15 protein-coding genes are annotated in these 22,349 nt (G+C 48.1%); 5 read left to right on the plus strand and 10 right to left on the minus strand.

Features of this window, described 5'->3' with window-relative positions; translation table 11 throughout:
• Positions 1-8 precede the first annotated feature (8 nt).
• Positions 9-1,889 carry a PhoX family protein gene (locus OCV29_RS19750; RefSeq protein WP_370737156.1) on the minus strand — a complete coding sequence of 627 codons (1,881 nt, stop codon included), beginning with the start codon at positions 1,887-1,889 and terminating at the stop codon, positions 9-11.
• Between the two features lie 175 nt (positions 1,890-2,064).
• On the opposite strand from OCV29_RS19750, the gene OCV29_RS19755 reads away from it, so the two are divergent.
• From OCV29_RS19755 to OCV29_RS19765, 3 genes are all read left to right on the plus strand, one after another.
• Entirely contained in the window at positions 2,065-3,042 is a 978-nt protein-coding gene (locus OCV29_RS19755; protein WP_073602120.1) for a GlxA family transcriptional regulator, read from the plus strand.
• Positions 3,043-3,173: 131 nt separating this feature from the next.
• Positions 3,174-4,169, plus strand: coding sequence for a type I glyceraldehyde-3-phosphate dehydrogenase (gene gap, locus OCV29_RS19760; RefSeq protein WP_073602247.1), 996 nt, complete (start codon positions 3,174-3,176; stop codon positions 4,167-4,169).
• Positions 4,170-4,380: 211 nt separating this feature from the next.
• Positions 4,381-5,283 carry a DMT family transporter gene (locus OCV29_RS19765; RefSeq protein ID WP_139281486.1) on the plus strand — a complete coding sequence of 301 codons (903 nt, stop codon included), beginning with the start codon at positions 4,381-4,383 and terminating at the stop codon, positions 5,281-5,283.
• Between the two features lie 32 nt (positions 5,284-5,315).
• Here OCV29_RS19765 and OCV29_RS19770 read toward each other — a convergent pair whose 3' ends face one another.
• Entirely contained in the window at positions 5,316-6,158 is an 843-nt protein-coding gene (locus OCV29_RS19770) for a MurR/RpiR family transcriptional regulator (protein WP_073602121.1), read from the minus strand.
• A gap of 406 nt (positions 6,159-6,564) precedes the next feature.
• The gene (locus tag OCV29_RS19775; RefSeq protein WP_073602123.1) at positions 6,565-7,944 is read right to left on the minus strand and encodes a GntP family permease; all 1,380 of its coding nucleotides are present in this window, start codon (positions 7,942-7,944) and stop codon (positions 6,565-6,567) included.
• Positions 7,945-8,290: 346 nt separating this feature from the next.
• On the opposite strand from OCV29_RS19775, the gene OCV29_RS19780 reads away from it, so the two are divergent.
• The gene (locus OCV29_RS19780) at positions 8,291-9,466 is read left to right on the plus strand and encodes an iron-containing alcohol dehydrogenase (protein ID WP_073602124.1); all 1,176 of its coding nucleotides are present in this window, start codon (positions 8,291-8,293) and stop codon (positions 9,464-9,466) included.
• Between the two features lie 185 nt (positions 9,467-9,651).
• On the opposite strand, the gene OCV29_RS19785 is transcribed toward OCV29_RS19780, so the two are convergent.
• The 7 genes from OCV29_RS19785 to iolD form a co-directional block, all read right to left on the minus strand.
• Positions 9,652-10,374, minus strand: coding sequence for an exonuclease domain-containing protein (locus OCV29_RS19785; protein WP_073602125.1), 723 nt, complete (start codon positions 10,372-10,374; stop codon positions 9,652-9,654).
• Entirely contained in the window at positions 10,371-12,305 is a 1,935-nt protein-coding gene (locus OCV29_RS19790; RefSeq protein WP_245796761.1) for a DUF294 nucleotidyltransferase-like domain-containing protein, read from the minus strand. Before OCV29_RS19790 ends, OCV29_RS19785 begins: the two co-directional genes overlap by 4 nt.
• An 18-nt stretch (positions 12,306-12,323) precedes the next feature.
• Positions 12,324-14,033, minus strand: a complete 1,710-nt coding sequence (locus OCV29_RS19795) for a solute:sodium symporter family transporter (protein WP_073602126.1) — start codon at positions 14,031-14,033, stop codon at positions 12,324-12,326.
• A gap of 109 nt (positions 14,034-14,142) precedes the next feature.
• On the minus strand, positions 14,143-15,129 hold the full coding sequence (gene iolG, locus OCV29_RS19800) for an inositol 2-dehydrogenase (RefSeq protein ID WP_073602127.1): 987 nt from the start codon (positions 15,127-15,129) through the stop codon (positions 14,143-14,145).
• Between the two features lie 594 nt (positions 15,130-15,723).
• A complete protein-coding gene (gene iolE, locus OCV29_RS19805; RefSeq protein ID WP_073602129.1) occupies positions 15,724-16,614 on the minus strand; it encodes a myo-inosose-2 dehydratase in 891 nt (296 codons plus the stop codon).
• 85 nt (positions 16,615-16,699) lie between these two features.
• Positions 16,700-18,610: a bifunctional 5-dehydro-2-deoxygluconokinase/5-dehydro-2-deoxyphosphogluconate aldolase gene (locus OCV29_RS19810; RefSeq protein WP_073602250.1), complete on the minus strand. Its 1,911-nt coding sequence runs from the start codon at positions 18,608-18,610 to the stop codon at positions 16,700-16,702.
• A 496-nt stretch (positions 18,611-19,106) separates the two neighbouring features.
• Complete coding sequence (iolD, locus tag OCV29_RS19815; protein WP_073602131.1) at positions 19,107-21,038, minus strand: 3D-(3,5/4)-trihydroxycyclohexane-1,2-dione acylhydrolase (decyclizing); 1,932 nt, start codon at positions 21,036-21,038, stop codon at positions 19,107-19,109.
• Positions 21,039-21,358: 320 nt separating this feature from the next.
• On the opposite strand from iolD, the gene iolB reads away from it, so the two are divergent.
• A complete protein-coding gene (iolB, locus tag OCV29_RS19820) occupies positions 21,359-22,183 on the plus strand; it encodes a 5-deoxy-glucuronate isomerase (protein WP_073602132.1) in 825 nt (274 codons plus the stop codon).
• Positions 22,184-22,349 lie beyond the last annotated feature (166 nt).

Raw genomic sequence — 22,349 nt, forward strand, 5'->3', positions numbered from 1 at the left:
CTCTTTCGTTAAGCGCCAATCACACCGCCGTCTTCACGGGTAATCATCATTACTGTTGAGCGCGGTTTGCTTTTCCCGCCTTCAGGAAAGTGCGATGGTGCCATTTTTTCCCCCGGATGCTGAACCCCGACAAACATGGTTTTCTGATCCGGTGAAAATGTCAGGCCGGTGATTTCGCAGGCAACCGGGCCGGTTAAGAAACGCTTGATTTCTCCGGTCAGCGGGTCGCCGCATAACATCTGATTGTTACCCTGCCCGGCAAAGTCACCCTGATTGGAATAATTCCCGTCCGTCAGAATCCATAAACGGCCATCTTGATCAAAACCAAGCCCGTCAGGACTGTTAAACATATTGTCTTTGGTGATGTTATCGCTGCCACCATACAGATCTGAATGGAGTTCCGGGTTGCCAGCCACCAGATACAAATCCCAGGCGAAATGATCATGTGTATGATCGCCATCAATCGGTAACCAGCGAAGAATCTGCCCATATTGGTTTTTTGCCCGTGGATTCGGGCCGCCGACGGGCTGGCCGTCTTTGACACCACGATATTTATTATTGGTCAGGGTACAGAATACATACTGATGACCGGGATGGACTGCAACCCATTCCGGGCGATCCATGGTTGTGGCACCGACAACCGAGGCGGCGCGGCGGGCAAAAATTAACACCTCTGCCTGACTGGCAAACCCATTTTCAGCGGTCAGTCCATTTTTCCCGTAGGTCAGTTCCAGCCACTGACCGCCGCCTTTGAGTGATTTGGTGTCCATATTAAATTTTGCAGCATACAGGGTGCCATCTTCCAGCAATTCCCGGTTCGCCGCATCGTTACCAGGCTGGTAACGCTTTTTCGAAACAAATTTGTATAAAAACTCGCCCCGTTCATCATCACCCATATAAACAATCGCATGACCGCTTTTATCCAGAACGAATGCGGCATTTTCATGCTTAAACCGGCCCAGCGCGGTCCGTTTTAATGGCGTTGATTCCGGATCGTTCGGGTCAATTTCCACCACCCAGCCGAAACGGTTCGGTTCATTCGGATGTTGTGAGATATCAAAGCGATCATCAAACTGTTCCCATTGATAGCGGCTTTTCTTCGCTGCCATACCATAGCGTTTTTCATCAGCTGTCAGATTCCGGGATGTCTTACTGCCGAAGAAATCATCAAAGTTTTCTTCACACGTCAGGTAAGTGCCCCAGGGGGTTTGTCCGTTTGCACAATTGTTAAACGTGCCGGACACTCTGGTGCCGGTCGGGTCATTTTGGGTTTTCAGCAGCGCATGACCGGCAGCCGGTCCGGTCAGCTGCATCGCCGTATTTGCAGTGATCCGCCGGTTGCGCTGTCCGGCGCGATCAATCTGCCAGTTTTTCCCTTGCCGGACAATTTCGACCACGGTCACACCGACAGCCGCCTGCGCTTTACGCACGTCTGCGGCTGTCATCGATTTTCCCTGATGGTCAAACAGATACTCATAGTTGGTATATTCATTGTTGATTGCCAGTACCGCCCGGTTTTCACTGATCGGGAATAAACTCATGCCATCCGTATTATCACCGAACTGTTTTTCCTGAGCGTCAGCATGTTGCTTGCCACTGTGATCGAATGCCGGTGCATGGGTGAAAATCGGATCTCCCCAGGAAATCAGGGGAGTGGCCCGGTAACCGGCAGGAACGATGACCTGATCCGCTGTTGATGCAGGGATCGGCTTAAAGTTGAGCAGTTTTGATGTAGGTTCAGCAGCGATTGCTGACATGACCGGGTTCAGCGCAAGAAAAGAACCCACACCGGTTGCTGCACTGCCTTTCAGAAAGCCACGGCGGGAGAGGTTTGCCTCAATCATGGCACTAAACTCAGTTTCTTTTAAATCCTTGTTGGATGACGCCATTGTCATTGCTCCATTGCTGTTATTGTTATCAATATTGTTTACAGGTTGAGCATATAGGTTGTTTATTAAGCAATTGTTAATAGGGTATGAAGGTTTGATACTTGATAAGTGAGTTGACATTTTTTGTATGAAAATTACATTTAAAGCCAAGGTGTATTTATTGTGAGCGAATGTGATGTATTCATTTCTGATTATTGTCCCGGATGGCGGTATGTTGTTTGAAGCGACCGGTATCGCAGATATTTTGCAGCATGCGAATTTTCTCTCCCCAGCGTCAACACCACTTTATCAGGTCACGATTGCAACCAGTCAGCCGTATCATGTTGTTCATGGGCAATCGGGGCTGAACTTGTTGGCTGATGCCAGCCTGAATGAACTGGATCCAGGCCAGCCATATGATACGGTGATCATCACCGGAAAAGGTCATCAGGACGCTGAACGTGCTGAGATTGCTGACTGGCTGAGACTGGCGGCTCCTCATGTCCGTCGGGTGGCTTCGGTGTGTGGTGGTGCGTTGATTCTGGCTCAGGCCGGGTTGTTGAACCACAGGCGGGCAACAACGCATTGGCGGCTGTTGGACCGGATGGAAAAAGAGTACCCCGATATTCAGGTTCTGCGGGGGCCGGTTTATGTACAGGATGGCCCGGTCTGGACGTCAGCCGGGGTAAGTTCCGGCTTTGATCTGACGCTGGCGATGGTTGAAGCTGACTATGGTTTTACGCTGGCCCGTGATGTTGCAAAGGAGCTGGTGATGTATCTGCGCCGGCCGGGTGGACAGGCTCAGTTTAGCCATTATCTTCCGGAGCAGGCAAAAACACCGGGCCCGATCCGCGATCTTCAGCAGTGGGTGATGGAAAACCCCCGTCAGGATTTATCGGTAGAGAGTCTGGCCGGCAAGGTCGCGATGAGCCCGCGCAATTTCACCCGTGTTTTTACCCGTGAAACCGGGACGACCCCCGCTAAATATGTAGAAATGGTTCGTTTGAATGCGGCGAGAGAGCGATTGGAACAAACCCGCACAAGCATCGAACAGATTGCAGCAGAAACCGGGCTGGGCAGCAGTATTAATCTGCGCCGTGTATTTGAACGCCACTTACAAGTCACACCAACTGAGTATCGTGAACGGTTTCACAGCCTGAATCCGGCGCCTTGAAGTTTTGTCTTAAATTGATCGATATATGTCATTTACGACAAAACCCTGTACGGCTACATTGAAAACATTCAGCAAGATAATGTTTTAATACTCAGATCTTTTTGAGGAATGTAACCAGTACACAGGAGTCGATTATGATTAAAGTCGGGATTAACGGGTTTGGCCGGATCGGGCGTTTTGTTTTCAGGGCGTCACTGGCACGCCATGATATCGAAGTCGTGGCGATTAATGATCTCATTGACGTTGAATATATGGCATATATGCTGAAATATGATTCAACGCATGGCCGGTTTGAAGGTAGTGTCTCTGTAGAAAACGGACAATTGATAGTTAATGGGAAAGCTATCCGGGTCAGTGCAGAGAAAAATCCGGCTGACCTGAAATGGGATGAGGCGGGCGTTGACGTGGTTGCTGAAGCTACGGGGCTGTTTCTGACCAGAGAGAGTGCCTGTCCTCACTTAGCGGCCGGAGCAAAGAAAGTGGTGCTGACCGGGCCATCCAAAGATGATACACCGATGTTTGTCATGGGCGTGAATCATCAGGATTATGCCGGGCAGACGATTGTTTCGAATGCTTCCTGTACCACAAACTGTCTTGCGCCTGTCGCGAAAGTCTTGCATGAAAACTGGGGGATTGAATCTGGCCTGATGACAACCATTCATGCAATCACAGCGACACAAAACACCGTTGATGGCCCGGCAGGAAAAGACTGGCGGATCGGCCGTGGTGCGGCGCAGAATGTGATTCCTTACTCTACCGGTGCAGCCAAAGCCGTGGGAAAGGTGTTACCTGAACTGAACGGCAAACTCACCGGAACTTCTTTCCGGGTACCGGTGGCCGATGTGTCCGTCGTCGATTTAACCGTAAACCTGAAAAATGCAGCGACTTATCCTGAGATTTGTGCGGCGATGAAAGCGGCTGCTGAAGGCGAAATGGCTGGGATTCTTGGTTATACCGGGGATGATGTCGTCTCTCAGGATTTTATTGGTGAAACCCGGACATCCGTGTTTGATGCCAAAGCGGGGATGGCACTGACAGACCATTTCGTCAAGCTGGTCGCCTGGTATGACAATGAAACCGGATATTCAAATAAAGTACTCGATTTGATTGCACATATGTCGCGTTAACTGCCCCTGGCTCTGCCGCCAGCCCGGTGATGTTGCAGAGCCAGTCATCAGACCTGATTTTTGATATTCCATAATTTATTTCAAATGAAAATTTCATTTCATTCTGTCGCTTTTTGCTCTATAGTCTCTGGCGGCCTGAAGCTTGTATTTTCAGGTTGTCACGGCTTGTTACTCAGGGGAGTCGCGAGCGTTTAACACCGGGATAATTGATATGATAAAAAACAGTGGCCTGAAGTCTGGCAGCAAGGCTGAATTGTTGCTGGTATTCGCTACGATGATGGCCGGATGTGGCTGGATATTTTCAAAACAAAGTATTGAAGGCATTCCGCCTTTCGCTTTTATCGGTATTCGTTTTGTGACGGCATCATTGATATTAATGCCTTTGTGCCTGTCCGCATTGACACAATTAGCGATGCGGGATGTGATGAAAGCAGCTTTTGCCGGACTGCTGCAGGGCGTGGTTTTATTGTTGTGGATTTACTCCGTCTCTGTGACCGATGCTCTGGGTGAAGGCGCATTTATTATGAGCCTTTCCATGTTATTTGCGCCGCTGATGGCCTGGCCACTGATGAAGCAAAAGCCGGGCAAGTGTTTCTGGCAGGCACTGCCGGTGGCTGTTCTGGGACTTTATATGTTATCCGGGGGCGGGGAATGGCATACCTCTGCCAGTCAGATCACCTTTCTGATTGCGGCCCTGACGCTGGCTTTGCAGTTTAATCTCAATGGCCTGTACGTTAAATCGATTCCGGTTTTACCGCTGACATGTCTCCAGTTTTTATCAACCGGGTTGTTGGCCGTTCTGGTTTCTTTGCTGGCAGAAAGCTGGCCACAAAGCGTCGATACTTCGGTGTGGTATTGGGTGTGTGCCAGTATTCTTCCTGCGACCTGCCTGCGTTTTCTGGCTCAGATTGCCGGACAAAAGCATACTTCGGCTTCTAATGCGGCAATTATTATGATCTTAGAGCCACTATGGACGGTGATGCTGAGTATGACAGTTTACGGTGAGCAGATGAGTTTTCATAAAGTGACCGGCTGCCTGCTGATTCTGACTTCTCTGGTGGTGTATAAACTCCGTGACCGGAAACGCCAGCGCTCCGGCCGGCTGGCCGGATAATTGCTCAGAACGCAGGTTCATGCCGGCTGTGCTTATTGCCGGTTTGTTTTGTTTTCGTTGTAATATGCCAGCGACACCGCAAGGGTCTGCGCCAGACACAGCGAAGCGGCCTGAGAGCGGAAAGCATCGACTTTTGCTTCTTTGACGACAAAACAGACATCGCTGAAAGAAGCCAGCGGACTGATTTGGCTGTCGGTGATGATGATTTGTTTTGTGCCCAGTTTAGCCAGTGCATCGCTGATCTCAGTCGTTTCTCTGGCGTATGGGGAAAAGCTGATGGCAATGACAACATCATCCGTTTCCACCATGCTCAGTTGTTCCTTGAACATACCGCCCAGCCCGTCAATCAGGAAGGCGCGTTTATTTAAATGGCGGAATGCATAAGTCAGATACGAAGAGACACTAAAAGAACGGCCAAGGCCAACCACATAAATATTGTTTGCGGATGATAAGAGTTGCACCGCTTCTTCAAGTTTTTCCGGTGAAGTCTGTGAAGCCAGCTGTTGCATGGCATGACCGTTAGCTCTGGTAAATTCCTGCAGAATATCGATGGGTTTCTCTGGTGGCTCCGGATCGCCATCCAGCTCTTTGAGTAATTTCACCCGGTCTGTGTAGCTGGATGTTTCTTCAAGAAGATTACTGCGAAACAGTTGCTTCATTTCATTAAAACCACTGAATCCAAATGCACTGGCAAAGCGGATGAGTGTAGAGGGCGGGACTTCTGCCTGCTCGGCAATCACTGAGACAGTTTCAAACGCAACACTGTTTTTGTTATCCAGTATATAAGCAGCGACTTGCTGTAACCGCTTGCTTAGCTCACCATAGCGAAATCGAATTTCATCCTGTAATTCTGAAAGTGTAGTTGCTGTTGCCATATCTGCTCCATATCTGATGACGTCACTATTCTATTTAATTTATTCTTAATAGTGAAATATTTTTTTCAATACCTGATCTGGTGAAGCACCACCAGCTATAGTATGGATGAAAATGTGTGTTTCATTTTTTTTGAAATATAAATTTTCGTTTCGCTTTTCGGGAGTTTGAGATGACTTTTCTTCTGAAGCGAGCAGTCCCGTGAAGTAAAACACTCCTCTGAAATAAAAAGTCCCCTGAAATAAAAAGTCATCTGAAATAAAAAGTTATCTGAAATGAAAGTGAAAGGCGCATCGTCAGGATCATCAGATCCCGGATAAAACGACACGCCTGGGGGGCATCTGAAAACGCTGTGATACGAATCGCAATCAATACCTGATCCGGAAAACAGGTGGCATTGGTATGACTTCAGACCACGCCTGAAGAAGCAAAAATCAGGGTCACACCTGTTGCAATCATCGGGATTGCCAGCGTACACACGAAGATATCTTTATAAGCGTCTTTATGGGTCATGCCACAAATTCCCAACAGGGTAATGACTGCGCCATTATGCGGCAGCGAGTCGAGTCCGCCACAGGCGATGGATGCAATTCGGTGGAGGGTTTCCAGACTGATACCCAGTGTCTCAGCCTGATGAATATAAATCTCACCTAATGCATCCAGTGCAATACTTAAACCACCAGATGCTGAGCCGGTAATGCCGGCCAGAAGGCTGGTTGACATGGCAAAAGACAATAAAGGTGTACCGGGAACGGAAAGAATCATCTCTTTGATCAGCTCAAATGCACTTAAAGATTTGATGACATTGCCAAAACCTACGGCAGCAGCCGTATTCATGATGGGCATGATTGAACTTTCTCCGCCCTGATTGACGGCTTCTCTCAGGCTGGGAATATGACGGCGGAAAATCATCAATGCGACCACTATTGCCACTGTCAGCGCGATAATCAGACTCCACATACCTTTGACTTTCTGGAGTGATGTCCCGTAGTCAGACAAATAGCCGGTGTTCACGTTTGGATAGTAAAACGTGACAATCAGAAAGTTAAGGAGCAGGACGATGATAATCGGAATGAAAGATAAAAATGCCGAAGGTGTCGGGTTTTCATCCTCATGACTTTCCGGTAATGCATCGGCATGATCGCCATAGCCTTCACCCGCTGCTCTGGCACTTGCTTCGCGACGTTTCAGCCACAAGAGCCCCAGACCGAACATGGTTGCAGCGCCAATCATGCCAAGTATGGGGGCGGCATAGGCCGTGGTGCCGAAAAATGGCATGGCAATTGTGTTCTGTATCTGTGGTGAGCCGGGCAGAGCTGTCATGGTAAAAGTAAAGGACCCCAACGCAATTGTGCCGGGAATCAGACGTTTGGGAACATTGCTGTCACGGAAAATTTCAGCGGCAATCGGGTAAACCGCGAATACCACCACAAACATAGAAACGCCGCCATAAGTCAGCACCGATACGGCAAGAACGACCGCCAGAATCGCATTTTGATTGCCGACTTTTCCGGTAATCACTCTGGCAATCGCCTTTGCTGCGCCGGACACATCCATGATTTTGCCAAATACAGCCCCGAGCAGAAAAGCCGGAAAATACAGTTTGACGTAACCAGCGGCACTGGACATAAACACTTCAGTGTAGCTGGCCATCATGTGTGTTCCGGCTGAGAACAAAGCAGCGATTAAAGCCAGAATGGGCGCCAGCCAGATAACCGACATACCTCTGTAGGCAAAGTACATCAGCATGACTAACGAGATTAATATGCCAAATATTCCAAGATCCACGGGACACTCCAATTGATTGATAGTGATGGTTTTTCCGGTCTCCGGGTTAAACCTTTATTTCATGTTATCTATTAATTGAAACATTTATTTTTTTATGGTTAAAGTTTAAAACATTCACATCAATGATTATTTTTAGTTTTTGAGAATGGATATAGATAAAATTATTACTTTAACTATTTAAAATTCAATTGATTATAACTGTTTTTCAATTATTAAACTTAACTTTCTATTTTTGAAATGAAAATTTCATTAAGTTGATCAATGAAATAAATTGGTGAATATTTGTTTCGGTGATATAAGTATTTGAAATATTATTTTCAATTTAAGTATCATGAAGGAGCAGAGGATGAGTGCGCGAATTGTGTTACCCAGAATAATGCATGTCGGGAAAGGTGCTTCCCGTCAGATTGCGGATACGATGGTTACACTGGGTGTTTGTCGCCCGCTGATTATCACCGATCAAGTGATGGTTGAGCTGGGGTATTCAAATCAGATCCAGCAACAATTAATGAAAACAGGTATTGAAGCCTCTGTTTTTTCAGAGACGATTCCGGAGCCTACGGTCAGCTCGATTGAAGCGGGTGTGACCATGGTCCGGGAGGGCGGATTTGACTCAATTATCGCGCTTGGCGGCGGTAGCCCGATTGATAGCGCCAAAGCGATTTCTGTCGTGGGTAAATTGGGTGGAAAAGTCAGTGATTACAAATTTCCACGGGATGTTTCACAAACCGGATTACCGGTGATTGCTATACCAACCACAGCCGGCACGGGTTCAGAAGTCACCCGCTTTACCGTTATTACTGATGACCTGAAAGATGAGAAAATGTTATGTGCCGGACTGGGGTTTATGCCGGTTGCGGCATTGGTCGATTATGAACTCACCTTATCGTTGCCGGAGCGGGTGACTGCAGATTGCGGACTTGATGCACTGACGCATGCTATCGAAGCTTATGTCAGCCGCAAAGCCAGTGCTTTTTCTGATGCGCAGGCTTTGAGTGCGATGAGAATGATTGCACAGAATATTCGTCAGGCATATCGCCAGCCGGATAATGAAAGTGCCCGCGAGGCGATGATGCTTGGTGCGACACTTGCCGGGATTGCTTTTTCGAATGCTTCGGTTGCTTTGGTTCATGGGATGAGCCGGCCTGTGGGTGCCTTTTTCCATGTGCCGCACGGGTTATCCAATGCGATGTTACTTCCGGCTATCACTGCTTTTTCAGTGCCGGAGGCGAAAGCCCGCTATGCGGAGTGCGCGCGGGCGATTGGCGTTGCCAGCCTTGCTGATAATCACCGGGTTGCCTGCCAGAAACTGGTCGATGAGCTTCGGGCGCTGAATCGTGATTTGTCTGTGCCTTCGCTCTTAGATTATGGCGTGGATAAAGAAACCTATTTTCGTTTGTTACCGGTGATGGCACAGCAGGCGCTGGATTCGGGCTCTCCGTCTAATAACCCGAAAGTACCGACAGCTGGTGAAATGGTGGCACTTTATCGTCAGATCTGGGAAGAAGGGGCGTTGTCCTGATTTTGATGTGTGATCGGAATGTGTTTGCTGTTGCAGACTCATTCCGGCGAACTGGCCATCTAAGATCTTAGTACCGGTTATTTCAATACCAGTTATTTCAATTCCCGATATTTCAAGACCCGTTATTTCAAGACAACAGAGAAACACCGGTGTGCGCCATCATCATTTTTATTTTGTGGCAGGTGTTATCCTCCTGGCGTCGATCGGGTATACAGTTGATTCAGGGTGGCATCTCCCTGTGGAAAAATTTCCTGCATGAGCACCAGCAACAGTTCTCCTGTTGCCACAACATCAGCCAGGGCATTGTGAGCCAGATAGGGGGGAAGTAATTTACGTTCGCGGATTTTGAACAGACGATAATCCACATTAAAATTGTGCTTGTTTACATACAGTGAGCTTTCCAGCACCAGGGTATCAATCCAAATTACCGGCAGGTGAACACCTTCGGGCAAACCCAGTAATGTTTCCAGAAAACGCTTTTCAATGGTGGCACCATGAACGACCACAACCTTATTGCGCAGGGTGATTAACAGCTTTTCAGTAAACTGCGCCTGATCTAATCCGCCGGTTAAGTTTTCCGGAAGAATATGATTAATGACTGCGGTTTCCGGTTTTACCCCCTGATGAGTCAGCAGGTAGCAATGACTGGCTGTCGAAAGTGACAGGACATGATTGTTTATTTCAATCATCCCGCAGGATAGTATGGTGTCTTCTGCCGGATCCAGTCCGGTGGTCTCAAAGTCGAGTACCACAAAATTCAGCTCGCTCAGCGGTGTATTGCTGTTGGGCAGCGGGGTTTCAAAATAACGTCTGACAGACAACGGAACATCACCGCGTTTTATAAACGCCCGTCGCTGTTTTTCCAGCTTATGCAGTGGATTTAATGTCCGGAGCAGCTTTTTTATCATGACAAAATCCCAAATGATTTGAACTGGCTTTCTGCAAATTCCTGATACCTTGAAATAATCCGGAATGCATCTTTTAAGTGGTTTTTTTCAAATTGTGTGAGTAATTCCGGGGCAATATTGTTACTCATCGCTTCCAGATGCTCTGAGGCGTTGTACTGGTGCGTAAACCGGACCTGATTGATAAAATCAAAAGCCTCCATAATTTCTCTGCCACCTTCCTCACTGAGCAGCCGGGCATGAATGGCAGCCTTGATGCGCTTTTCCAGTGTGGTTTCTTTACTTTTGGCGGCGAGAGCATAGATCCGTACCAGTTCAACCAGCAAATTGACCGCATGCTTTTTGATATTGAATTCTTTGCGGTTTGTCCCGTTTTTTTCAAAGACAAATTGCCGGAACACGCCTAAAGGGGGTGAAGTCCGCAAAGAGTTCGCCAGCATAATCGAAAGAAAACGGCTGTTGCCATGTAAAAAGCTGCTGATTTTTTGTTTTAGAGCCGTGGTCAGTGTCGGGTCACCAAACAGGGGCCTGATATCGAAGAAGACACAGGCATTGAGCAGCGCTTCTGTTTCCGGATATTTAATCCACTGGCCGAACTGGTGTTGCCAGCTTTCAAGATCGGTCAGCCATTGCGGGTTGCTGGCCATCATGTTACCGGAGCAGAGTGTGTAACCGCACTGGTCGAGGCCTTGACACACAAAATCAGCAAGTTGCTGAAAGTAAGCGCGTTCCTGTGCAGAAGGGGGCCTTTGCAAAATAATGCCATTGTCCTGATCCGATAAATTATGTATTTCGTACCGGGCCTGGGAACCGGCGACAAACCAGACGTAGCGGATGGGTGGCGGGCCGAGCTCTTTTTCTGCCAGTTGTAACAGCCGTTTATTATAGGCGTCTGCTATCAGGGTCATCATGTGCTGAACTGTGCGTGGATGTGTTCTGGTTTCAATCAGCGTTTTAAATACATTGCTGCGCTGTGCCGTTAAAGAACACAGCTCTGACAGGGACTCTTTGCGGTAAATCCGGCTGATTAAAAAGACGGCTTGTGCTTGACTGCGCTCTACCAGACTGGTGGCGGTCACGACGCCCATGATTTTATTGTGGTGGATGACCGGCAAACTTCTGACATTATGCTGCATCATTAATTCAATGGCTTCAAGCATTGAAGCACCAGCCGGAATGGTTTGTGGCTGGCGGGTCATGATGTCACTGACCGGCCGGTTGGTATCGATCTGCTCTGCTACCACGCGTTTGGTCATGTCCCGATCGGTGACAATCCCGAGCAGGTTTTCACCATCCATGACCAGCGCGCTGGAACGGTGGTTGTTTACCATGGTTCTGGCTGCTTCACAAATCGGTGTATTCCCGGCGACTTCTGCGACTTCAGTATTCATAATTGAATCGACAGAACGCAGGTAAATTGATTCGTCGGTGGTAATCACTGATGTTGATTTTGCCAGTCTGACGGATTCCTGCGCTGAAAAGTGTCCCTGCAGCGCCGGAGATGACTCAATCAGTTCGCTGAGGACATCAACCGGTATCCGGTAAAGCAGCGTATTTTCAATCGCCCGGACACTATAGGCGCTGTGTTTTTTCTGATACAACTGGCTGAAACCAAATAAATCGCCATCACTGAGCCGGGCTCTTAAAGTTTGATCGGTGTTATTTTGTTCGACTGCGCCTGAACGGACGATGTACAGGCCTTTTCCCACCAGTTCTTCCTCAGCCAGCGCCTTGCCTTTGATGAGATACAAAATGTCAATCCGGGCTGCCAGCCGGTTGGTTTCCTCATCGGATAGGCGATCAAAAGGACTGATCTGAGATAAAAAACTGAAGATATTTGGCAGTAGTGATGCTTCCATAGATTTCATTTCCTGAGATGCAGAAAATCCTCCGCCTGAACGGGGAGGATTTCCGGTGCTCTTGCGGGTTTTCATACCCCGTCAGAGACTCTGTTAATCCATATATTCCGCTGTCTGTGCGGCTGCTTTGTGCTGAGAAGCTCTGATCAGCTCTCTGGCAATGGACCAGAATATAAATGCCAGTACGGCACTTGCACTAATGTAATAGGCAGTCATCAGCCAGCCTGGTACATCATGTGCGAGGAAGATATACATCGATACAGAAGCCAGACAAATCAGAGAAGCCGCTGCTTTCCCAAATGCCCATGGCGCAATATCCACCTGCTCTGTATATTCATCCTGATAAGCTTCCTGCGGATAAAAGTAGCCAATGATCAGCATAAAGATAACATTGCCGACAAACAGCAGTCCCACAAGGTGGAAGAAGTGAATATCCACTTTGATCACGAAGTTAAACAGGATATAGGCGGACATCCCAAATACCAGCCCCAGTTTGGCGGCAATCGCCGGAACCCGTTTGGTTAACAGGCCAACCAGCACAACACTGAGAATGGGTGAATTAAAAATACCCTGTAATTGCTGAATCAAATAGAACAATCCGTCCGGTGCGTTGGCAACCAGCGGGGCAACCAACATCGATGTGATGGCCAGCCCTGCCCCCAGAAGTTTCCCGACACGAACGGTTTGTAATTCTGTGGCGTCCGGACGAAGACTCTTTTTATAGATGTTCACGGTAAACAGTGTGACCGAAGAACTGAGTCCGCCACTGAATGTCGAGAATACGGCACCAACCACAACGGCGGCAAAGAAGCCAACCAGGACTTCCGGCAGAACCAGCTGAACCAGATTCGGGTAGGCATTATCCGGATTATCAATCTGACCATTAAATACATGAAATGCAATGATGCCCGGCAGAATGATAATGGTTGGGATCAGCAGCTTGAAGAATGCACACAGCAGAACACCTTTTTGACCTTCTGCAAGGTTTTTGGCGCCCAGCGCTTTTTGTACAATCGACTGATTGGTACACCAGAAGAACATGTTCGAGATGATAAGACCGGTGAACAGGGTAGAGAAGGGAACCAGTGAATCATTATCACCGATCGAGTTAAATTTATCCGGATGGCTTTGGTAAACTTCAACCAGGCCGTTCCACACGTTGCCGTCGCCGACATAAGCCAGTGCAAAACCTGTGACAGTTAAACCACCGGTAATCAGACCAATCCCATTGACAGTATCAGCAGCGGCGATAGCTTTGATACCACCGAAAACCGCGTAAATGGTTCCAAGGCCACCAACGCCCCAAACCATCAGCCACATTGCGCTTGATTTTTCGATAGCGAACACGTTCGACACATCAAACAGGCTTTCTAAAGCAATCGCGCCTGTATAAAGAACAATGGGCAGCAGTGAGATCACATACATGCTCAAAAACAGAATGGAAGTGATGGTCAGTGTTTGTTTATCAAATCGTTTTTCAAGATATTCCGGAATGGTCGAAATACCCAGTTTCAGATATCGTGGCAGGAAATACATCGCAAACAATACAATGGTAATTGCAGCCATGACTTCCCAGGCCATCACAATAAAGCCGGTACGAAAAGACAGACCATTCAGGCCGACAAGATGTTCTGTCGACATATTCATCAGCAGCATTGAGCCACCAATATAGACACCTGTCAGAGAGCGCCCGCCCAGAAAATATCCTTCGGATGATTCCTCTAAGTGTGCTGCCCGGGTTTTATAGTAGGCGAACCCGGCAACAAACAGGGTAAAGGCAATGAATGACAACAGACTTAACATGTAGCCTCCAAAATTTGCTTACACGTTTTCCCCGGTACCATCGCAGAGAGGGAGCAGATGGTACTGAGGAAGTTATTGGATTAATTTAAATTTATTATTATCGGGTAGTTCAGAATTTGACTTCTTTACCGGTCTGAAGTGACTCGAGTGCTTTATCAGCCATGAGCAAGGCAAACTCACCGTCATAACCTGAGCATTCCGGCGTCGCTTTGCCAGCCAGAACATCGACGAAATGTGCCCATTCCGCTTTGTAAGCCGCATCATAACGTTGCAGGAAGAAGTGCTCTGGTTTCGCCGCGGTACAGCCGGTTTCATTCCATTGCTCAACGGCATTTTCTTTGATGTTATTTGCGGTCAGAAGGCCTTTTTCACCATGCAGTTCAATCCGCTGATCATAGCCGTAACCGGAACGACGGGTATTTGAGATCGTTGCCAGTGCACCGGAAGGGAACTTCATCACGATAAATGCCGTATCGATATCGCCAGCAGCACCAATCGCCGGATCAACCAGATTGCTGCCCTGTGCAAAGACAGACACCGGATCTTCACCCATGATGAATCTGGCCATATCAAAATCATGAATCGTCATATCACGGAACATCCCACCAGAGACTTTGACATATTCTGCCGGTGGCGGAGATGGATCGCGGGAAGTAATCAGGAGTGATTCTGCTTTACCGATGTTACCGGCACTCAGCAGTTCGCGGACACGACGGAACTGAGGGTCATAACGACGGTTAAAGGCAACAAAGAGCGGAACGTGGTTTTCTTCCACGGTTTTCAGGCATTGACGTACCCGTTCGATATCCAGGTGAACCGGTTTTTCACAAAAGATAGCTTTACCGGCTTTTGCCGCCAGCTCGATCAATTCTGCGTGTGTATCTGTTGCCGATGCGATCAGAACTGCATGAACATTTTTATCTGCGAATGCTTCTTCTGTTGTTTGTATTTTTGCGCCATACTTGGTTGCTAATTTATCTGCGTTCTCAGCAAACGGGTCAATGACAGAATACAATGTCGTATCCGGATGAGCTGCAATGTTGACTGAGTGGACCTGGCCAATTCTGCCGGCCCCGAAAAGGGCGATGTTATACATGTGAACTCCTGTTTGTTTCCAGCCATATAATCTATGTACAATTCATAAATCGTTCTGATGTATATAATCTAGCATGTGGAAATGAATATTTCATTTTAAATAATCGTGGAATATACGTTTTTGTTTATCAGATAACACTTTTACCAAATATGCCGATTGTAAATGAAAAACTGATAGCTTGATCACAAAAGGTATATGCCTTATAACTAATTGAAATAGAATGAATTTATTTATTTTATGCCAGATGAGATATTTTGTTTCAATTGCGGGGTGAATTGATTTGAATCATCAGTGAAGTGATGAAATATATATTTCAATATAATTGTTCAATGAATGGTCTTTGAATGTTGAACAGAAAGACAACTGAATCACCAGACCGGGTGATGTCATCCGGAAAAGAACCCCAACAAAAACAAGTCTCACCAAACTTTGTATCTTCAGATCCGGGTGACCTTCAGAGGCATGTGCAGCGGGAACGGATTGATGGGGGAGAGCGCCCCGGAGGACGCTCAAGACAGGAGATGTCTTTTTTTGCTTCACTGCGATCAAGTGTGAAGTGTTTTTCGGGGGTGAACTCTATTTTTCGGGGGTTCGTTACAGAAGACCGGCCTGTTTTGCCAGATTTTCCAGATTCTTATAGCCCATTGTTGCGTAAGTCAGCGGATGCGCAATCGCCGGATCCTGTTCTGCCTCAACAACCAGCCAGCCGCTGTAGCTGACTTCTTTCAGAACACTGAAAACAGCAGGATAGTCGATACAGCCATCGCCCGGCACGGTGTATACACCTTCCAGCACCGAATCAAGGAAACTTAACTTACGGTTCTTCACATCTGCCAGAACGTCAGCACGAATGTCTTTACAGTGAACGTGGTTGATCCGATCTGCCCAACGCTTTGCGACTGCGACAGGATCGGCGCCAGCGTAGGTCAAATGGCCGGTATCCAGCAACAAACCCACTTCAGGGCCGGTATATTTCATCAGATTATCAACGTCTTCAGCTGTTTCAATCACGGTTCCCATATGATGGTGGTAGGCGATCTGCACACCCTGACTCTGTGTATATTTTGCAAATTCAGTCAGCTTTTGACCGTACTCTTCCCAACGTTCAGCAGGGAACAGGGGACGCAGGTGAACCGGTGTATCCTGAGCACCGTGAATACAATTGGTCACTTCACAGGCAACCATGACGGTTGCGCCCAGTTCACGTAACAGGGTCAGGTGTTCCTGCACGGCTTCAATTTCTTCTTCTACGCTACGGCTCAGCAGTTCCAGAGAGTACCAGCCCGACACCAGTTTCAGATCATGTTCTGCCAGAATCGGGCCGAGAATGCTGGCTTTGCGCGGAAACTTATTCCCCAGTTCAAATCCTGCGAACCCAGCCTGTCTGCCTTCTGACAGGCAGGTTTCCAGAGGTGTCTCTGCACCCAGAGTTGGCATGTCATCGTTGGTCCAGGTCAGCGGGTTAATACCTAGTTGAACACTCATTGCGTCGTCTCCTATTGTTTCACGTTCATTGCTTTCGCGGTGATGGATTTTGAAGTCATTCCCTGACCGGGAATGACTTCCGGGGCTATTGACCGCGTTGTCGCCAAAGCGTGATTAAGTTGTGGTAATTGGATTTAATCTGATCAATCAGGGTTTGGTCATCAATCTGATTCGCCAGCCATTGACGAGATGGTTCACCAAACAGGGTACGTCCGACTGCAAACCCTTTGACAATATTTTTGCCTGCTGTTTCAGCAAAGCCTTGTTTTAATTGTTCTGCTGGTGCGTCCAGTCCGAGAATCACGACACCACGGCAATAGGGGTCACGTTCATCAATCAGCCCGGACAGCGCATCCCAGCTGCTGGCGGCCATCGGTGGCAGCTTCCACCAGTCCGGTTTGACACCCAGATTATAAAAGCGTTTGATCGCGCGCAGATACAGGTCATCATCTTTCTCTGTGCCCGGTGGCAGAATGACTTCAATCAGTAATTCATGGCCGGACTGGCAACACGCCTGATAGACTTCTTTGACCTGATGTTCCTGTTCAAGGCGGAGTGGGTGATCATCTTCAGGGTTAAAGAACACCAGACATTTAACAATATGCTCTAAAGGCCAGCTGACCAGCTGTGAACCAATGTTGCCATGTTCCATTTCCAGCGGACGTGAGCCGGGTAATTCGATCGGGCGGCCAATCCACCAGCCCTCACCGGTGACGTCATTCAGAACATCCTGACCAAAAGTGCTGTCACACAGGAGTCCGGCTTTGCCTTGCAGACCGGCTTCTTTGGCAACCTGTCGGCTGGCTTCAATGATCAATTTTTTCAGCGGTTTAATCCGGTGAGTCTCTGCGCCAGCTTCGCGGGCCATTTCAACAAACTGGATGCGGTGATCAAATGCCATCACACAGAGTTCATCCCAGGCCGGTGATTTACGGGTTGTCACCCGGTGCAGGTGATTCAGTTCGTCATCCAGGTCCGGACGGGACACTTCCTGAGCCCGCGCCAGATAGTTATCGAGTTCAACTTTGGTTGGCATCGCCGGTGCACAGCCATGGCGTGAAACCACCAGTGCGCCACAGGCATTTGCATACGCACAGGCTTTTTCCCAGCCTTCATTGTTGAGGTAGCCACGCAGCAGCCCGGACATAAAGGCATCCCCGGCACCCAGCACATTCAGGACATCAACGCGAACGCCGTAAACGGTGATGCCGTCATCCAGTTGTGCCGGAATGTCGCCGGAGAAGACAGAACAACCCAGCGCACCACGTTTACACACCAGTTCCGCGTCTGAAACCTGACGAACGGCTTTCAGGGCTTCAACGGTATCGGTTGAGCCGCCACAGATATGGAATTCTTCCTCAGTACCGACAATCACATCAAACAAGCCAAGGACTTCCTGCAGTTGTTCAGTGACTTTGTCTGATTCGATAAAGCGGGTTTCACCATCACCTAAAGAAGTCAGCCCCCACAGAACCGGACGATAATCAATATCAAGTGCGGTTTTTACACCATGACGGCGGGCATATTTCAGCGCTGTCAGCACCGCTTCACGGGTTTGAGGATGGGAAAGATGGGTGCCGGTAATGGCAAGGCAGCGGGCTGAAGCAATATAGTCTTCTGTGAAGTCATCTTTAGAGATCGCCATGTCCGCACAGTTATCACGATAGAAAATCAGCGGAAAAGTATCTTCATCTTTGATTCCAAGAATCACCAGCGCAGTCAGCCGTTCTTTATCGGTAATCAAGTGGCTTGTATCACATCCGACACGTGTCAGTTCTTCGCGCAGGAAGCGGCCCATATGTTCATCACCAACACGGGCCAGCATCGATGATTTGAGCCCCTGAACTGCGGTTCCGTATGCGACGTTGCCAGAAGAGCCACCCAAATACTTATTGAATGAACCCATGTCTTCCAGACGGGCACCTATCTGTTGACCATAAAGATCTACTGCGATGCGCCCCATACAAATGACGTCAAACTTTTTCTCACTATTCACAATTTGCTCCTCACGAGATCCGGTCCACAACCTGAATTCTTTATCTGCTTTTTCTGACCACTGGTTCGGGTGAATCACCCTCGCCATTTATCACTTTGTTACTTATAACTTTGTTACTTATAAACTTGTTACTTATAACCTTGCCACTTATCACCTGACCATTCAGACAAGTGCAGTTGTTACAGCAGATGCGTTGCATTGATTATTTCAATAACTAATTTATACGAAATATATGTTTCATTTTCAATAGATGAAGCGTCATTTATTTCATTGTGTGATCTATCTGGAATTTTAATTTCAACTGTGTGATGAATGAAAATTTTAATCTGGGAATGACCACGGATTCTGATACAGAACCGGTATGCTGAGGTGGCGTATACCCGCTCTAGATATACATATAAAAAGCCACCATGAGTGACATGCCCCATGGTGGAAGTGTAGCAAGTAAGCTAAACGGTTGTTTTTAGGGTCAACAGACCTTTGTAAACGAAGGAAATCAATACTGACGTGCTTTAGCCAGAACACGCCTGATATCTTTGGCTGCCTCGACAATTTCAGGTTTTTCTGCCACCTGTGCCGTGCCGCAATGCCACCAGGCCTCATAGCCATGCGTCATCGTTTTGGGCAGAACTTTGATATCAATCAGTGTGGATACGGTTTGTTGTTTCGCATCTGCAATGGCAGCGACAAGTTCTTCTTCGGTATGGACACGATAGGCTTTACAGCCATAACTTTCTGCATTCTTTGCGAAATCTACCGGGACCAGCGGGCCGGTCATCTGTCCGGTTTCCGGGTCACGGAAGCGGTTCTCGGTCCCGTAGCTGCCCATCCCCTGGCTCATTTGCAGGTTATTAATACAACCGAATGATGCATTGTCGAACAGAACAACATTAATCTTCACGCCTTCCTGAACCGAGGTTTGAAGCTCTGAATGCAGCATCATATAGGAGCCGTCACCGAGCATGGTATACACCGGTTGATCCGGCCGGGCGATTTTCGCCCCGACCGCAGCCCCGACTTCATAGCCCATACAGGAATAGCCGTATTCCATATGATACGTGTCGGGCTGTTTCGGTTGCCAGAGGCGTTGCAGATCGCCCGGAAGTGAACCGGCTGCACCGACAACAATGGCATTGTCCTCAAGATGTTGATCTAAAATGCCCAGCACGCGGGTTTGCGTCAGGCGGGTATTCAGCGCGTTTTTGTATTCTTCAAGCTGGTTGTCGAAGTGGCCGTCGATTTCCGGAACAAACCCATCGGCCGCTTTCAGGGTGAACAGCCTTTGAAGCTCTGCCTGCCATGCTTGTCTGGCTGACTGAATTTCACCGGCATAGCTGTTTTTATATCCGGCTGCCTGCAAGGCCGGTGTGAGTGCATCCAGTGCTGCTTTGGCATCGGCGATGACCGGTACAGCATCCAGTTTGACGGCATCAAATTCTGATACATTAATGGTCAGAAAATCAACGTCGGGATTCTGAAACAGTGATTTTGACGCGGTGGTGAAATCGGTGAAACGGGTTCCGACGCCAATGACCAGATCCGCTTCTTTAGCGATTAAGTTTGCAGCCAGACAACCGGTGGTGCCGACACCACCCAGATTCAGCTCATGATCAGACACAATGGCGCTTTTGCCGGCCTGAGTTTCCCCAAACGGGATGTTGAATGTTTCGGCGAACTGACGGAATGCTTCATGTGCTTCTGAGTAACGTACACCGCCGCCGCAAACCAGCAGGGGTTTCTTCTTGTGCTTGATCAGACTGACGGCATCCTGAATCATCGCCTCTGTCGCAGGACGACGTTCAATACGGTGAACGCGTTTTTGGAAGAAATATTCAGGGAAGTCATAGGCTTCTCCCTGGACATCCTGAGGCAGACAAATGGTTACCGCACCTGTGTCAGCAGGGTCTGTCAGCACACGCATCGCATTGATCATCGCTGACATCAGCTGTTCCGGGCGGTTAATCCGGTCCCAGTAACGGGAAACGGGTTTAAAGCAGTCGTTCGTGCTGATCGAAGCATCATGATATTGCTCGACCTGCTGCAAAACCGGGTCGGGTTGACGGGTGGCGAATGTATCTCCCGGTAAGAATAACACCGGGATTCGGTTGGCTGTCGCTGTCGCAGCGGCAGTGACCATATTGGCAGCTCCAGGTCCGACGGAAGAGGTAACGGCATAGATTTTTTTACGCTTGTTTTGCTTGGCAAACCCCATCGCTGCATGGGCCATACCCTGTTCGTTACAGCCCTGGTGCACAACAAGTTCTCCGGCATTTTCTTCCAGTGCCTGACCAAGGCCGAGCACATTACCGTGACCAAAAATCGTAAATACACCATGGATAAACTGATGCTGACCGCCATCGAACTCAACATATTGTTGGTTCATAAATTTCACCAGCGCTTGCGCGGTCGTCATTCTTATCGTGCTCATAACCACTTTCTCCAAATTAATGTAATCAGAGGAGCCGGAGAACCGGTCTCTTTACCTGCCGTGTGACACTGCATTTCATTACGTGATAGCGTTACTATATGGAATATAAATTTCATTTCAATGTTTTTGTGAAATGAAAAATACTTTTGTGATCCCGGTAAAATTGTTGGATACGATCATTTCATTTGTGAAAATGATCGCATCATCATGATAAATAGAGATTGAAAATGAAATGAATGTTTCATAGTATAAGTTGAACTGAAATGCATCAGGCCAATGTACCTGGCGGAAAAACTTAAAGATTAGGTGAGGAACGTCTTATGTCAAAACTGCTTTCAAAATATAGTGATCCAGCGCAGGATGGATGCACACAGAAAATAACACCGGCCAATGCCGGCTGGGAGCATGTCGGCTTCGAAGTGTATGAATTAGAGCCGGGACAGACACTGGCGATTCATGATGCCGGACTGGAAGTTTGTCTGGTGCTTGTTGCCGGGAAGGCAACAGTAAAAACGGAGACCGTCAGCTTCGGTGAAATCGGAGACAGGATGAGCCCGTTTGAACGCAAGAAGCCGTATGCGGTTTATCTTGCTCCGGATGATCACTGTGAAGTTGAAGCGTTAACCAAACTGGAGCTTGCGGTGTGCAAAGCACCGGGGAACGGAACTTTTGAAACCCGCCTGATTGCTCCGGATGATATTGATGCTGAAGCGCGGGGGCAGGGGAATAATCAGCGTTTTGTTCATAATATTCTGCCGGATTATGCGCAGGCGGATAGTTTACTGGTTGTGGAAGTCTATACCGACGAGGGTTGCACCAGTTCATATCCGAGTCATAAACATGATACTGCCAATGAACCACAGGAAACTTATCTGGAAGAAACATACTACCACCGGCTTAATCCATCACGGGGATTCTGTATGCAGCGGGTTTACACCGATGATCGCTCTCTTGATGAGTCCATGGCGGTGTATGACAAAGATGTGGTGAAAGTGCCCAAAGGGTATCACCCGGTCGCTACGATTGCCGGTTATGATAACTATTATCTGAATGTCATGGCGGGACCATCACGGAAGTGGCTGTTTACCTGGGAAGCTGATCATGAGTGGGTCAATGGCGAGGATTATAAAAATAAGCATGCGTGATGATTGAATGATCCACCGGAACTTTCGGGTACCGGAGAATAGCGAAGCCACCTGCATTTGCAGGTGGCTTTATTTTTTTCAAGCAGTACCAATCTGGAAAATATCCAGATCAGAAAATGACTTAGCATGGTATAAGTGTTTATGCTATTGGGTGTATATGTTATTC

The organism is Vibrio aerogenes, assembly GCF_024346755.1.
In the GTDB taxonomy this organism is placed as follows: domain Bacteria; phylum Pseudomonadota; class Gammaproteobacteria; order Enterobacterales; family Vibrionaceae; genus Vibrio; species Vibrio aerogenes.

What these genes read in the sequence shown, in the direction of transcription:
- iolB (WP_073602132.1), top strand. Translation starts at nt 21,359, where the DNA reads ATGTCAAAACTGCTTTCAAAATATAGTGATCCAGCGCAGGATGGATGC.
- iolE (WP_073602129.1), bottom strand. Translation starts at nt 16,614, where the DNA reads ATGAGTGTTCAACTAGGTATTAACCCGCTGACCTGGACCAACGATGAC.
- OCV29_RS19750 (WP_370737156.1), bottom strand. Translation starts at nt 1,889, where the DNA reads ATGGCGTCATCCAACAAGGATTTAAAAGAAACTGAGTTTAGTGCCATG.
- OCV29_RS19780 (WP_073602124.1), top strand. Translation starts at nt 8,291, where the DNA reads ATGAGTGCGCGAATTGTGTTACCCAGAATAATGCATGTCGGGAAAGGT.
- OCV29_RS19770 (WP_073602121.1), bottom strand. Translation starts at nt 6,158, where the DNA reads ATGGCAACAGCAACTACACTTTCAGAATTACAGGATGAAATTCGATTT.
- OCV29_RS19790 (WP_245796761.1), bottom strand. Translation starts at nt 12,305, where the DNA reads ATGAAAACCCGCAAGAGCACCGGAAATCCTCCCCGTTCAGGCGGAGGA.
- OCV29_RS19785 (WP_073602125.1), bottom strand. Translation starts at nt 10,374, where the DNA reads ATGATAAAAAAGCTGCTCCGGACATTAAATCCACTGCATAAGCTGGAA.
- OCV29_RS19755 (WP_073602120.1), top strand. Translation starts at nt 2,065, where the DNA reads ATGTATTCATTTCTGATTATTGTCCCGGATGGCGGTATGTTGTTTGAA.
- OCV29_RS19795 (WP_073602126.1), bottom strand. Translation starts at nt 14,033, where the DNA reads ATGTTAAGTCTGTTGTCATTCATTGCCTTTACCCTGTTTGTTGCCGGG.
- OCV29_RS19765 (WP_139281486.1), top strand. Translation starts at nt 4,381, where the DNA reads ATGATAAAAAACAGTGGCCTGAAGTCTGGCAGCAAGGCTGAATTGTTG.
- iolD (WP_073602131.1), bottom strand. Translation starts at nt 21,038, where the DNA reads ATGAGCACGATAAGAATGACGACCGCGCAAGCGCTGGTGAAATTTATG.
- iolG (WP_073602127.1), bottom strand. Translation starts at nt 15,129, where the DNA reads ATGTATAACATCGCCCTTTTCGGGGCCGGCAGAATTGGCCAGGTCCAC.